The organism is Blastocatellia bacterium (assembly GCA_035275065.1).
In the GTDB taxonomy this organism is placed as follows: domain Bacteria; phylum Acidobacteriota; class Blastocatellia; order UBA7656; family UBA7656; genus DATENM01.
In genome coordinates, this window is sequence record DATENM010000039.1 from 237,081 (window position 1) to 251,109 (window position 14,029).

Annotated in this window: 12 protein-coding genes; 4 read left to right on the forward strand and 8 right to left on the reverse strand. The window is 60.8% G+C overall.

The features are described 5' to 3' along the window. Positions 1-45: 45 nt before the first annotated feature. The 3 genes from VJ464_09075 to VJ464_09085 all read right to left on the reverse strand — a co-directional run bounded on the left by VJ464_09075 (position 46) and on the right by VJ464_09085 (position 2,412). Positions 46-963 (reverse strand): helix-turn-helix domain-containing protein, encoded by a 918-nt coding sequence (locus tag VJ464_09075; GenBank protein HKQ05270.1) that lies wholly within the window; start codon positions 961-963, stop codon positions 46-48. Beyond that, on the reverse strand, positions 964-1,869 hold the full coding sequence (locus tag VJ464_09080) for a glycerophosphodiester phosphodiesterase (GenBank protein HKQ05271.1): 906 nt from the start codon (positions 1,867-1,869) through the stop codon (positions 964-966). A 78-nt stretch (positions 1,870-1,947) separates the two neighbouring features. Continuing rightward, the gene (locus VJ464_09085; protein HKQ05272.1) at positions 1,948-2,412 is read right to left on the reverse strand and encodes a transcriptional repressor; all 465 of its coding nucleotides are present in this window, start codon (positions 2,410-2,412) and stop codon (positions 1,948-1,950) included. Between the two features lie 178 nt (positions 2,413-2,590). On the opposite strand from VJ464_09085, the gene VJ464_09090 reads away from it, so the two are divergent. After that, on the forward strand, positions 2,591-3,505 hold the full coding sequence (locus tag VJ464_09090; GenBank protein HKQ05273.1) for a proline dehydrogenase family protein: 915 nt from the start codon (positions 2,591-2,593) through the stop codon (positions 3,503-3,505). A 110-nt stretch (positions 3,506-3,615) separates the two neighbouring features. Here the strand turns inward: VJ464_09090 and VJ464_09095 are convergent, their stop codons facing one another. Beyond that, positions 3,616-4,941, reverse strand: coding sequence for a S41 family peptidase (locus tag VJ464_09095; GenBank protein HKQ05274.1), 1,326 nt, complete (start codon positions 4,939-4,941; stop codon positions 3,616-3,618). A 244-nt stretch (positions 4,942-5,185) separates the two neighbouring features. Between VJ464_09095 and ruvX the strand changes: the two genes are divergently transcribed. Together ruvX and mltG are read left to right on the forward strand one after the other, a co-directional pair. Next, positions 5,186-5,626, forward strand: a complete 441-nt coding sequence (gene ruvX / locus VJ464_09100; GenBank protein HKQ05275.1) for a Holliday junction resolvase RuvX — start codon at positions 5,186-5,188, stop codon at positions 5,624-5,626. After that, positions 5,604-6,737 (forward strand): endolytic transglycosylase MltG, encoded by a 1,134-nt coding sequence (gene mltG / locus VJ464_09105; protein ID HKQ05276.1) that lies wholly within the window; start codon positions 5,604-5,606, stop codon positions 6,735-6,737. Before ruvX ends, mltG begins: the two co-directional genes overlap by 23 nt. Before the next feature lie 129 nt (positions 6,738-6,866). Here mltG and VJ464_09110 read toward each other — a convergent pair whose 3' ends face one another. From VJ464_09110 to VJ464_09120, 3 genes are all read right to left on the reverse strand, one after another. After that, entirely contained in the window at positions 6,867-8,057 is a 1,191-nt protein-coding gene (locus VJ464_09110) for a trypsin-like peptidase domain-containing protein (protein ID HKQ05277.1), read from the reverse strand. 235 nt (positions 8,058-8,292) lie between these two features. Next, complete coding sequence (locus VJ464_09115; GenBank protein HKQ05278.1) at positions 8,293-8,442, reverse strand: lmo0937 family membrane protein; 150 nt, start codon at positions 8,440-8,442, stop codon at positions 8,293-8,295. Positions 8,443-8,778: 336 nt separating this feature from the next. Further along, positions 8,779-11,634: an FG-GAP-like repeat-containing protein gene (locus tag VJ464_09120; GenBank protein HKQ05279.1), complete on the reverse strand. Its 2,856-nt coding sequence runs from the start codon at positions 11,632-11,634 to the stop codon at positions 8,779-8,781. Positions 11,635-12,273: 639 nt separating this feature from the next. Here VJ464_09120 and VJ464_09125 point away from each other — a divergent pair. After that, positions 12,274-13,026 (forward strand): glycosyltransferase family 2 protein, encoded by a 753-nt coding sequence (locus VJ464_09125; GenBank protein ID HKQ05280.1) that lies wholly within the window; start codon positions 12,274-12,276, stop codon positions 13,024-13,026. Here the strand turns inward: VJ464_09125 and VJ464_09130 are convergent, their stop codons facing one another. Beyond that, complete coding sequence (locus VJ464_09130; GenBank protein HKQ05281.1) at positions 13,027-14,022, reverse strand: transglutaminase-like domain-containing protein; 996 nt, start codon at positions 14,020-14,022, stop codon at positions 13,027-13,029. Positions 14,023-14,029 lie beyond the last annotated feature (7 nt).

Below are 14,029 nucleotides of genomic sequence, written 5' to 3' on the forward strand. Positions count from 1 at the left end.
CGCACTTTTAGCGACGGCTTGCTAAGCAGTAGGCGGGCGAGGGAGCTACCGCTTGCTGCTCTCGCGATAGGCGCGCGGCGGCAGGCCGGTGACGGCTTTGAAAATCTTGGTGAAGTGGCTCTGGCTTTGGTAGCCGACCATCGCGGCAATCTCGATGATCGGATGCGAGGTTTCAACGAGCAGGCGGCGGGCGCGCTCGATTCTCAGGTTGGCTAGATAAACGTGCGGCGTCGCGCCGGTGATCTGCTTGAACAGGCGCGCGAAATGATACTCCGACAGGTAAGCCGCGGCGGCGATCTCTTCGAGCCCTAGCTCGCGCTCGTAGTTGCCATGCATGAACTCAAGCGCGCGCCGCAGGCGGCGGTCTACAGGCCCGACGCGCGACAATTCGATCTGCGCAGACTTGCGCACCGTCAGGTGTGAGCGCAACAGGTGAATGACCATCTGGCGCACCAGCGCGTCGAGCATGATTTCGTGACCGGGCTTTTCATTGACTGCCTCGCCGGCGACCTGACGGCCAATCATCAGCAGCGCGTCGTCCGCCGCGCGCGGGGCGCGAAAGATAATCTCCGCGGTCGTCCGCGTCACATTCATCTCGGCGGCAAGCTCGTTGATGAGTGCCGGCTGAATGTGAATCGAAACGAAGTCAACTTCGTCGGCCTCTGCGGCGTGAAGTTGCCCCGCGCCTATGAAGGCCAGATCGCCAGCACTCAAAACGAACTCCTGGTCACCGACGCAAGCCAGCATGCGCCCGGCAAGCAGCACCGTGACGGTGAACGCCGCGTGCGCGTGCGCTTCAAACCGGCAATGCGCCGTCAGCGTGCGCCGGATGCTGTATTCGGGCCGCGACACGAACGCCTGAATCTCGTCGCCGAACGGTCCCTGGGCCGCGTCGCTTTCGAGCGCTTGCGGCGCGGGAGTCAGGCTGTCGGCTTCTTCGGCGATGTGTGATGGTTTAGACATTCAGCGTTTGCTCGGCCACTTCACCCGCTCGTCCTTACGCCTGCCGGCCTGTGCGGCCAGCACATCGGCGAGGCGATTCGGGTAGTTAGTCATTATCGCATCAACACCGACCGCCAGCATACGGCGCATGAGCAGTTTGCTGTTGACCGTCCACACGGCGACGCCGATGCCTTCGGCGTGCAGAGCGGCGACCATGCGCCGCGTTGCCAGCCCGTAATGCAGGGCCGCTTCGTCAGCGCCGGCGCGTTTGACGGCATTGATGATAGTGCGCGCCGTCATCTCGCCGCGACCGGGAATGGCGAACGTCGCGGCGGTGCGCAGCCGCCGCGCCTGCGCTTTTGCGCGTCTGACGATTTCATGATCGAATGACAGCAGGGTAACGGCACGCTCCATTTTATGCTGCCGGACAAGCGTCAGCACGGCATCGAGCAACGACTGTTTGTCTTGTCGGCGATTGCCTTTCAATTCGATGTAGACGCGCTTAACGTTTGCCGCCGCCGCCATCGCCAGAACGCCACCGAGCCCAGGCACCGATTCGCCGGCAAAGCTCAGGCCGTCATCCTTTGTGAGCTTTGCCACACTTTGCGCCATCGCCCGAGTGCGCGGTCGCCGCGCCAGTCTTCGCGCAAACCAACTGCCGGCGTCGCTCGCCGCCAGCTCGGCGGCGGTCAAGGCGGCGACGGCTCCCATATGATCGGTCGTGCGGTTGAGACGCGCGTCGTGAATGACCACGGGTTGGCCGTCTGCCGATAACTGAACATCAAGCTCGAAGCCGTCAGCGCCGAGCCCTATGGCAAGGCGAAACGCCGCCATCGTGTTTTCAGGCGCCAGTCCCGACGCGCCCCTGTGCGCGATGATCAGAGGAGCAGCCGGTTGCCGGTTCTCAGTTGCCGGTTGAAGAGCCATGAGCTTTTTATTATGCCACTCGGTCGCTTGATTGCTAATTGTGAAGAAGGGGCAGACAACTGACAGGCGGCAACTGCTCTATCCGCGCGCGGCTTTTTCGGCGACTTTGTGGGCGCGCTGGCAGTTGGCGCAGACGCCGAATATCCGGTGGCTGTGGCGCAGCGGCTTGAAGCGGTAGCGGCGGGTGATCTCGTCTTGCAGTCGTTCGATCTCTTCGCTGTAGAACTCGATGAGCGCGCCGCACTCTGTGCAGATCAAGTGATCGTGGTGCGTGTGCTTGTACTCGTGCTCGTAGAGCATGCGCCCGTCGTGGAATTCCAGCTCGCGCGCCAGGCCGCAATCTTTCAGGAGCTTCAGCGTGCGATAGACCGTCGTGAAGCCGACTGTCGGGTCTTTCGCCTTGACGATGGCATAGAGGTCTTCGCTGGAAACGTGGCCTTCAGTATCGAGAAAGACGTCGAGAATGAGATCGCGTTGCGACGTGCGTTTGAGCCGCGCGCGCTTGAGGTGGTCGTGAAAGATTTGTATCTCTTCGCGCTCCATACTCGGTTGCCAGGATTATACACGCGCGCCACTCAGCCGCAAAACTTTAAGGGCGCAAACCCGAAGGGGTGCCGCCTGTCGGCGGCCCGGTTGATTTCATTCGGGCGGTCGTTTATCCTCGTTCGTGGGTCGCTGCCGGCCACAGGCCAGTTCGTCCAAACCTGACATAAGAGAAACGATGCTGACCAAATCCATTCTCCTCTACCTCTCCAACAGTCCGGGATTCAAGAACTTTCTGACGCGCTTCAAATCCTTCAACAACGTCACGCACCGCTTCGTCGCCGGCGAAGAGCTGGCCGACGCGGTTGCCGCTATTCGCGAGTTGAACCGCAAGCAGATTCGCGCCTCGTTCGACCACCTCGGCGAAAGCATTTCGTCCGAGGCCGAAACCCGCGCCGAAGTGCAAGAGTATACGGAAGTGCTGCAAGCCATCAGCGACCATGCGCTCGACTCGAACGTCTCGGTCAAGCTGACGCAGCTCGGCCTGGACGTCAGTCCGGCGCTCTGCTACGACAACACGCGGCGGATTGTCGAGGCGGCCGCTCGCCATCGCAACTTCGTGCGCATCGATATGGAAGACTCGCCGAAGACCGACGCGACGCTGGATATCTTTCGCCGCCTGCGCGGCGAATTCGACAACGTCGGCATCGTCGTGCAGTCGTACCTCTACCGCACTGAAAAAGATGTTGATGAGCTGCTGGCCCTTGGCGCGCGCATCCGGCTTTGCAAAGGCGCTTACAAAGAGCCGGCGTCGGTAGCCTTTCAAGACAAGCGCGATGTGGATGCCAACTATGTCCTTGTCATGAAGAAGCTGCTGGCTTCGGGAATCTACCACGGCATCGCAACGCACGACGAAAAGATGATCGCGGCAACTCGCCAGTTCGCCGCCGAGCGCAAGATCAATGCCGACCAGTTCGAGTTTCAGATGTTGTATGGCATACGCCGCGACCTGCAAGACCAGCTCGTCGCCGACGGCTATCGAATGCGCGTCTATGTGCCGTATGGGCGCTCGTGGTATCCCTACTTTATGCGGCGGCTGGCCGAGCGCCCGGCCAATGTCTGGTTCGTCATGAAGAACGTCATGAAGGGTTAATCGGAGAAAAGAAAAAGCCGCTCACGGTGAGCGGCTTTTTCTTTTCCGTGTGGCGCAAGCTAACAGCTTGCGTCTGGTCTTGCGCAAGCTAACCGCCTTGCGCCACATGACTAGGTCGCCAGGCGGTCGGCGTAGGCGCTATCAATCGCGCTCGCGGCTTTGGCGGCGGCGCGCTTCTGCGCGGCAGCGCCTTTGGCCGGGGCCTGCTTGATGATCTCGAACGCCTTCTTCAACTGCACATCTTCGACCGGCGCTGGCGGCTTGACCGGCGCGGCCTGCGGCTGTTGTTGCTGCTCGGGCTTGTCGGCGTCGTCATCGTCGTCGGTGTCGGGCAGGATGGTTTCGGTTTCGGCCAACCGCTCGACCTTCACCGTCGGGGTGATCCCTTCTTCCATAAACGCCTTGCCCGAAGCCGGCGCGTACTTCGCCGTTGTCAGCAACAGCGCGCCGCCATCGCTCAACGAGAACAACTGCTGATCCGAGCCGGTGCCAAAGGTCTTCTCGCCAATCAACTCGCCGCGCTTCTGATCGCGGACGGCAGCGGCGACGACTTCGGCAGGCCCGGAGGTGCTGCGGTCTATGACCACTGCGAGCGGCCCGTTGAAGACGACCTTCGCCGGGTCAGCCGTGAAGCTTTGAATCTCTTTGTCGCCCTTGCCGAGGGTGCGCGCCAGCGTGCCGGAGCCGACGAAGAGGTTGGCGACGGCGACGCCCTCTTGCAGTTTGCCGTTGGCGGCGCCGCGCAGATCGAGGACGATCTTTTGCGCGCCCTTGGCGGTCAAATCATTCACCGCCGATTTCACTTCCGCGGCCTTGCCGTCGGCGAGACTGGTCACCTTGATGTAGCCAACGCCCGGCTCTTCGATGCGGGTCTCGACGGCGGGCTGGGCGATCTTGGCACGTGTCACCGTCAGCTTGTGCGATTGGCCCTGATGCAGGACGCGCAGATCAATCGTCGTTCCCGCCTGGCCGTTGACCAGTTGCTCGACGTCATAGAGGCTGAGGTCGCGCGACGGCACCTTGCCGACGTATTCGATGAAGTCACCGGCGCGAATGCCAAGCTGGTCGGCGGGCGATCCCTTGAGCACCGCGACGACGTAGGCGTAACCGCCAACCTTTGACAAGATCATGCCGGTCTCTGCACGGCTGGCTTTCGGGTCGTACTGCTTGACCTGCTCCGGCGTCAGATAAGCGCTGTACGGGTCAAGCCCTTCGGCGAGCCCGCGCAGGCTGCCGATGCGCACCTTTTCGAGATCAGGCTGCTCGACGTAGTCGCGGATGATGTGACTGAGCACTTCATCAAAGATGGAAATCTGGCCATACTGACTGCCGCGCGCCACGACCTGGCTCGACTTCGACATGAAGCTGCCGACGATGGCGTAGAAGGCGATAAGAGTTGAGAAAACGACAATCGCGATCTTGGTCTTGAACCGCATCAGGTACTCCTCGTGTGGGCTTTATCCGCCAACTCATGATAACCCGACCCGCTATCAGGCGCAATGGTCAGTTGCCAATGGTCAGGAGGCAGGAGGCAGGAAGCAGGAGGCAGCCAGAGGGTATAAACTGTTTTGACGATCAGTTGTAATCAACGATCAACTGCCTCCTGCCTCCTGCTTCCTGCTTCCTACCCCCGGTCCCCATCGTTGACACTCTCCAAATGCGCTTCATATACTCTTGCCAATGCGAGTACTCGCCATAGACCTGGGCTCGAAGCGCATCGGCACCGCTGTTTCCGACGCGCTCGGCCTGAGTGCCCGCCCGGTCGAAACGATTCGCAGGACGAGCCTCGAACGTGACCTCGCGCGCCTGCAAGCCCTCGTCGAAGACCTCGAAGTCGAAGCCGTCGTCGTCGGTCTGCCGCTGAGAATGGATGGACAGATCGGCGATGCGGCAAGCGGCGTGCTGCGCTTTGTCGAACGACTGCGCGCCCGGCTCGCCGTCCAGGTCTTTACTCAGGACGAGCGGCTGACCAGTTACGAGGCCGAGCAGATGATGATCGAACGCGGCCTCAACCGCGAAGCGCGGCGGGCGCGCTCGGATGAATTCGCCGCCCTGCTGATTCTCGAAGACTTTCTCGCGGCATCGCAAAGAGTGAACCGTGCCACAAATCACCATGATTGAACCGCTCAACATCGCGCCCGGCGCTGCGCCGCCTTCATCCGCACAGCGCGCCGGCGAGCGCGGCTTTTCGCTGTTAAAGTTTACGCTGCTGCTGCTCGTCTTGCTTATCCTGGCCGCGGGCGCCGGCTTGCTGTGGGTGCGCGCGGACGTCAACCGCCCGGTCGAGCATCCGTCAGCCGAACGAATCATCACCATCGAACCGGGCACCGGCGCGGCCGGCGTCATCGCCAAGCTCAGCGAAGCCGGCATCGTGCAGCACCCCATCCCGCTACGGGTCTACTTGCGGGTGACAGGGCACGGCAGCGGCTTGCGCGCCGGCGATTACAAGTTCGCTTCGCCCATCTCACCCATGCAGGCGATTGACAAGATTCGCCGCGGCGAAGTCTTTCTTGAGCGCGTCACGATCCCTGAAGGCTATAACCGCTTTGACATTGCCGAGACGCTCGCCGAGAAGACCGGCAAGGCGACCAAAGAAGAGTTCCTGCGCCTGATGGATGACACGTCGTTGATTCAGCGGATTGCGCCGCAGGCGCGCAACCTCGAAGGCTATCTCTTCCCGGACACCTATAACTACACGACGAAGACGACGGCCGAAGAGTTGGTTCGCGCCATGGTCAATCGCTTCAATGAAGTCTTTACGCCGGAATGGGGCACGCGCGCCAACCAGGCGAACCTCACCGTCCATCAGGTCGTGACGCTGGCTTCGATCATCGAGCGCGAAGCGAAAATCCCCGACGAGCGGCCACATATGGCCTCGGTCTTTTTCAACCGTTTGAAGATCGGCATGCCGCTCGGCAGCGACCCGACCTTTATTTACGCGGCGATTTTGGCCGGCGATTACGACGGCAACCCAAATCAGCCGCGCCACCGGCAGCGCCAATCCCCTTACAACACCTATCTGGTCAGCGGCCTGCCGCCCGGCCCCATCGCTTCGCCGGGCCGCGCTTCGCTCGAAGCCGTGCTTAATCCCGACCAGACCGAAGACCTCTACTTCGTCGTCAACAGCCGCGACGGGCGGCACAAGTTCTCGCGCACCGCCGCCGAGCACGACGCCGCCGTTTCAGAATACCGGAAGCTGCAAAAAGAATTGCGCGAAGAACAGAACCGCTGACCTGCGGTCAGGAAGGCAAAAGTAAAAAGTAAAAAGGCAAAAGGTCGGCAGGGGATTAAATAAGTAGCCTCAGGCTATCTATTATTTCGGCTCCGCCACTTTTGCCTTTTTACTTTTTACTTTTGCCTTTCACTGCTCCTGTGGCGGGCGTTCGCCGAGGCGCACAGGGACGGTCGTGTTGTTGCCGTCGCGCAGGACTTCGACCTGAACGGTTTCGCCAGGCTTCTTGTCTTGCAGCGCGTTTTGCAGATCGTCGCTGCTCGCGACCTTCTTGCCATCTATGCCAACGATGATGTCGCCCATGCGCTGAATCACGATGTTGCCCCAGACGTCCTGGTTGAGCGCCGCGCTGCGCAAGCCGGCAACCGCCGCGCCGCTGCCGCGCACCACATTGCTAATCATCAGCCCTTCGGCGACCGGCAGCTCGAAGGCGCGCGCCAGTCGCGCATTGATGGGGAACGAGCCGACGCCGAGCCACGGGCGCGACACATAGCCTTTGCTGATCAGCTCGGGAATGATCTTCTTGGCGACATCTATCGGCACGGCGAAGCCGATGCCGACCGAACCGCCGCCGTTCGGGCTGTAGATAGCGGTGTTGATGCCGATCTGCTCGCCTCTGGCGTTCAACAGCGGCCCGCCCGAATTGCCGGGATTGATTGAGGCGTCGGTCTGAATCGCGCCGTTGATCGTGCGCCGCGATGCCGGATCGTTCAAGGGGCGCTCAAGGCCGCTGATGATGCCGGTCGTCAGCGTTCGCTGCAAGCCGAACGGATTGCCGATAGCTAAAACTTTCTGGCCGACCTTCAAACCCGTCGAGGTGCCCAGGCGGATCACCGTCAGCTTGTGATCGCGCGGCGGCTCGATCTTGATGACCGCCAGATCATTGTCGCGGTCGGTGCCGACCAGCTTGCCCATGTACTTGTCGTTCTCGACCTGTACTTCGAGTTGCGTCGCCCCCTGGACCACATGAAAGTTGGTCAGGATGTAGCCTTTCTCATCGATGACCGAGCCGGAGCCGGTGCCTTCCGAAGGGTAGATGCCAAAGAGCGTTTGCTGATACACCTTGCTGGTGATATTGACAACGCCGGGGCTGTAGACTTGATAGATTTCGATGTTGTTCTGCTCGTCGGTGGCGACGGTCGGATCGGCGATGGCGACCGGCTCCAATCCGGCGCCGAAGCTGCCGAGACCGCGGCCCGATTTGTCCAACGTGCGCTGCGCCAGGACGATGACCAGAACCGCAAACAGTGCCGAGAGCATGGCAATCGCTACCAGTTGCTTGCCGGAGACGCGATACATAGTTACTTCCTCCTTCATCATAGCTACGACTCCCAACCCATTATGGTAATCCAAAGGCGCGCGTTCAACCATCAGCCGGCGCGCTTATCAATAACGCCTTCACCGCTGGTCGGGTTGCGCCATTTTCGCTCAGGGTTGTTAAGAGTTTGTAAAGAAGTGGAAGAAGTCGGCGCAGAAAAAGAGGCCGGCACACAGACCGGTCAAAAGACACGGGCCCGTGCGCCAGCCTATCCCAAAGTCAGTTTTGTTTGTCTGCTCACACAACTGTGCGGCGACCGCTCAGCAGGTTGATGATCAACACGACCGCGGCGATAACCAACAACAAGTGAATCAGCGCGCCGCCGACGTGGCCGACCAGGCCGAGCAGCCACAACACTAAAAGAATGACAAAGATTGTCCAAAGCATCGTGTCCCTCCATCTTCAGTTTGTAGTTACGCTCTGCCCGCATCGCCAGCTATCGGCTTCTGCGTCGAACGCTCACTCTTACTAGAGCAATGGCTGTGCCATCAGCGGAGAAGTTGCGGATAGGCCCAAGATGCGGAGAAATAAGTCGGTTTTGAAGGCCGCGGAGGAGCGGCCGGCGGCGTGCGTATCCTATCTTTACAAGCAAAGCAATGCAGTGTATCGAATGTCGCGTGGCGCGGTCAGCAGAGAGGAAAAGCAGGCCCGACGCGGGCGTTGCGCGAGGCGCGGCGACAAGGGGTATGACCTGTCGCCGCGCCTCGCACTCGTTGCCTTCTCCTAAGGCTGGGTCAGGCAGTTGGGAAGGGCCACATCGCCCTGCTGGCCCCATTGGGTGAAGATGAAGGACGTATAGTTGGCCGACGATTTCGGGATGATCCAGATGCCTTGCGAGGCGCGCCAGATACCGGGATCGGCTTTGCCGTCACCGTCGAAGTCACCGACGACCGGCGTGTCGCCTAAGGAGGGGTAGCCTGCCGGCACAAACAGCGGCTGGCCCGCCGCGAAGCTGTAGCCGTGGCTCGACAGCAGAATCGCAAAGGCCGCGCTCTGGCCGCCTACAGGCGCCGCCATATACCCGATGTCGGCTTTGCCGTCACCATCAAAGTCGCCCGCAATGGGCTGCAATCCAGCGCCGCCCCAATTGAAGAACTGTGCGTTGTTGGTGTTGTAGTTTGCAGACGACTTCAAGAAGCCCCATATGCCATTGCGATAGTAGCCGAAGTCGGCTTTGCCATCCCCATCGATGTCGGCAACGATGGGCATATCGCCCTGCTGGCCCCACTGGGTGAAGATGAAGGACGTATAGTTGGCCGACGATTTCGGGATGATCCAGATGCCTTGCGAGGCGCGCCAGATGCCGGGATCGGCTTTGCCGTCACCGTCGAAGTCACCGACGACCGGCGTGTCGCCTAAGGAGGGGTAGCCTGCCGGCACAAACAGCGGCTGGCCCGCCGCGAAGCTGTAGCCGTGGCTCGACAGCAGGATGGCGTAGCTCGCGCTCTGGCCGTTAGCCGGCGGCACGACGTAGGCGAGATCGGCTTTGCCGTCGCCATCGAAATCCGCGACGACGGGCGCCATGCTATTGCCGCCCCAATTGAAGTAGGTGCTGCTGTCGAAGCCGAGATTCTTCGACGATTGCAAAAAAGCCCACATCCCGTTGCGGTAAAAGCTGACATCGCTCTTGCCGTCGCCGTCCAGATCAGCCGCCACGCGATGCGGCGGCGCGCTGCTGCCGACATTAATGGCGACGTTGGGTGACATCGCGCCGAAAAAGCCCGTGACATTATCATTGCGGTACATCTGCCACTGGAAGTTATAGGTGCCGGGCGTCGTCGGCGCGGTCGCCTGGAATGTGATGTTCAGTTGCTGGCCCGCGGCTGTCGGCAGCAAGCTGTCGAGCGGCAGGCCATTGCCGCCCCAGGTCGAATTCAGCGCCGGGTTCTGCGAGCCGAGGTAGTACATGCCGGCTTCGTTCCAGTTTGCCGTGCCGCTGTCCAAGAAGATGATCGTCGCGGTGAAGACCTGGCCGGGGCTCAATGTGCTCGGCACCGACTGCGAAATGAATTGCGCATTGTAAGTCCCGCCGCCGCCGCCGCCGCCCGCCGAGTTGATGGTGATCGATAGCGGCTTGCTGGCGGTCGCCTGCGTGGCTGCCGAATCGTGAACCTGGACGGTGAAGTTCGCCGTCATTGCGGTCGTCGGTATGCCGTTGATGACGCCGGTCAAGGCGTTCAGCGACAATCCCGCCGGCAGCGCGCCGCTCGTCAGGCTCCAGGCGTAAGGCGGTGTGCCGCCGGTCGCTTGCAGCGTTGCCGCGTACGCCGTGTTGACTGTGCCGCTGGGCAGCGAAGCCGTCGTGATGCTCAAGCTGCCGCCACCGCCACCCGAGCCGGGGTAGATCGACACGATGCCTGCTTTGTCGTCATCCATGACGGTGGCGCATCGGCCATCGAAGTGCGCGTAGGCATACATCGTCCCATTGGGATCGGCCGTGTGGCCGAGCCCCATCGCATGGCCCATCTCGTGGGTTGTGATCTCGCGCACATTGCAGTGGTCGTTGAAATAGCAGCTCGCATACGGGTTGAACGAGATGAAACCGCCCTGCGCCTGTCGGTAGGTGACGCCGCCGATGACTGTGGTAGTGCCGTTCCAGCCCAGGCCACCGAGCGCCAGGACCCCCGAACAGCCTGTGCCCGCCGACCAGCGGCCATCACAGGAGTTGAACAGAATCAGGTTGAGGCCACCGGCTTCGCGGCAAGCGCCCGTCGTCCCGCCGTTGATGATCCGCAAAGAGGTGCCGGGAACCGCGCCCCAGCAGTTCATCGCCGCCGTGACGTCGTCCATGATCTGCGCGTTCGGCGCGCCGTCGGGATTGACCAGGAAAGAGACCGGCTGGCCACTGTCGGGCTCGAACCAGCGCGGGTGCGAGCTGCTGATGTAAGTCCATTCGGCATGAATGTCGCCGTGGCCGGCAATCTTCTTGTATTCGGCGGGCCGCCCGTTCAAAGGCAGATTCGCGTAATAGGTCTGCTGAAACTGTTCGGAGCGCTCAAGGTTGGCCGCCAGCCGCTCGCGCACCATCGCGAGGTAGCTGTTCTTCTCCATGCGGTCGGTGATCGTGCGCGGCGACTGCTTGCCGAGCGCTTGCGGGCGCAGCGAGGTATTCTCGTCCGATTCGCCGCGCTGGTAGTATTCGCGCCCGCTGGCTTCGTCTTTGACGACCGTGAATTTGCCGAGAAACATCTGGTAGGTGCGCAGGCTGCCGTCCTTCCAGGTGTCGAGGTAGAGCAATACGCGCTCGTCGCGCTTGAACTGCGGATTGCCCCAGACCGTCAGGCCGCGGTCGCCGACTTGCCCGCCAAGCTCTTTCAAGACGATGCGGCGCTCGCTGATCTGGCCTTTCAGAACTTCCTGAACCTTGACCGTGATGTAGGTATAAATGCGATCCTGCTGGCTGTCGTAGTTGCTTTCGATGCCCAGGACTTTCCCGGTGACGATGACGCGGGCGCCGACGATCATATCGTCATCGGCCATCGGCACGATGGTGGTGGCCGAAGTCGGCTGCGCGGCGGCCAGCAGACCGAGCGTCAGCACGAAGAATTGAATAGATGCCGATTTGAATAAGCGGATCATACTTGCCTCCACAAATGGGACCCCTGCGATGGAATGACGCCAGCTCGTAAACTGCTGCGCGACTTGCTGCGTTCCCACTTGCCGGACGGCTTGAACAGCCGCGCCACGGCAGCGCTTCAGTCTGAGGCAGTTGCTGCTAGACGATTAACTGTTTAGTGCTGCAGGGGCTTACTCACATCGGAATCGGGGCAAAGGCTTCACCGCTTTTCCGACCCGGAGCTTATCAAGTTACGAAATGAGATCGCTTAGCTAATACTAATTCAGGGGCTAATCAACCTGCAGTCGTGCTAGTAAATCACAGGCACGGACCTTTGTCAAACGTAAGAAAACCAAGCAAGATCAAGGCCAATCTTCGACCCTTGCGCGATACGAATCGGCGCTCGCACAAATCCGGCAAAAGACGACAATGGCTTACCGCAATGGGTAAAGTCGGTGGCCGCAGCCGCCCTTTCGGTTCACGCCGCCTCGGCTTAGAAAGGAGACGCCGCCCATCCGTGCGACAAATTGTGTCATCTGGCAGCGCCGTTTTCTCGCATCGCTCGGAACCAATGACAAAGGATCAATTGACTTTGCCGCCGCCGCGCTTTTACACTCGCCTTTGCGCGGCGCGCCGGTCTGGGCGCTGAGAACCACGACCCCATGAAGCTTTCCGTCGTCATCCCTGTCTTCAATGAAGCGGCCACCATCGCCGAAGTCATCCGCCGCGTTCAAGCCATAGACCTGCCTAAAGAACTGCTCATCGTTGATGACGGCTCGACCGACGGCACGCGCGACCTGCTTGCGCAACTCGCGGCGCGGCACACGAACCTGCGCCTTTTTCTGCAACCGCGGAATCAGGGCAAAGGCGCGGCGCTCAGGCGCGGCTTTCAAGAAGCGACCGGCGATTACGTGCTGGTGCAGGACGCCGACCTGGAATACGACCCGGCGGATTATCCTGTGCTGCTGAAGCCGCTCGTCGAAGGCAAAGCCGATGTCGTCTACGGCTCGCGCTTTTTGACGACCAAAGAACACCGCGTGCTGTTCTTCTGGCATTCGGTCGGCAACCGGCTGCTGACGCTGATCTCGAATATGTTTACGAACTTGAACATGACCGATATGGAGACTGGCTACAAAGTCTTCCGGCGCGAAGTGATTCAAGCCATCCGCCTGGAGCAGAATCGCTTTGGCTTCGAGCCGGAAGTGACCGTGAAGATCGCCCGCATGGGATTGCGCATCTACGAAGTCGGCATCTCGTATTCGGGGCGCACCTACGAAGAGGGCAAGAAGATCGGCTGGCGCGACGGCGTCAAAGCGCTGTGGTGCTTGCTGAAGTATTCGGTCAAAACACCGCGCACCAAATTTCAGACGGCCCCGCAGAAACCCCAGCCGAGCGACCAGGCGTTCGATCACTGACTAGGGGCGATCTTTGAAGGTGTAGAAGTGATGGTGGCCCGTGGGAAAGATGGTGAGCAACAGCCCTGCAATGTCGTGCCGCCAGTTCTCAGGAAATCGCTGGTACAGGTCTTCGTGTATCAGGCTGGGATCGAGCCGCAGCTCGCGATAGCTGGCCACCTCGCCGTCGCGGTTACGGTAGACCGTTCCGTAAGTCGGATCGTACATATGCCACGCGTTGCCATAAAAGACTTCGACGACCGCATGCGTGCCCGGCGGTATCTGCCCATTGCTCAAGTGAATCTCGCGCACCTTATAGTTGCCATTGCGCAGCAGCGTTGCCATGGCGGTGCTAAGGTGGCCGCAATAGCGCGAGCCGCTCTCCAGAATGCGACGCGGCGTGCCGATCTCCCACTGCGTTTCGTCGTAATTGAGCTTGGTGGCGACATACTCATTGACCGCAAGGATGATCGCTTCGTCGGTCTGCTTGCCCGCGGTGATCTGATTATAGAGGTCGCGGTAAAACGCGCCGTTGGCCGCATCATAATCCTCGTAGGAAACCGTTGTGATGCCGGGCAGGTCGCGCAACGTGACGGCTTTGCCGCCATCAAACGCCAGGTCGCCCAGCTCGATGATATTCTCCCAGGGTGCTTGCGGTGGCGAAACGGAAATCAATCTCCCGGTTTCGCCGTCCCTTGACAGGATGAGGTCATAGCTCGCGCCCGGATACCAGGTGACATCGAGCAGCAGGAAGCGCCCCGCCTGATCGCTCAGCGCCGCCCAACCTGAGCGTGAATCGAGCGCCTGAATCTGCGCCCCGGCGACGCCGACCTTGCCGGCGAGAGAGACCAGTTGCGGCGCGTGGCCGCGCCACCGCGAAACTCTCATCTCGGCTTTCACGATGACGCGATGCGCTTGATGCCGCAGCTTTTCGGAGAAGAGCAGGCCCGCCAGCAGCGCCACCAGCAGCGCCGCGAGAAAATAGAAACCAACGCGTCTGACGGTCGCAAGCGTCATAAGAGAT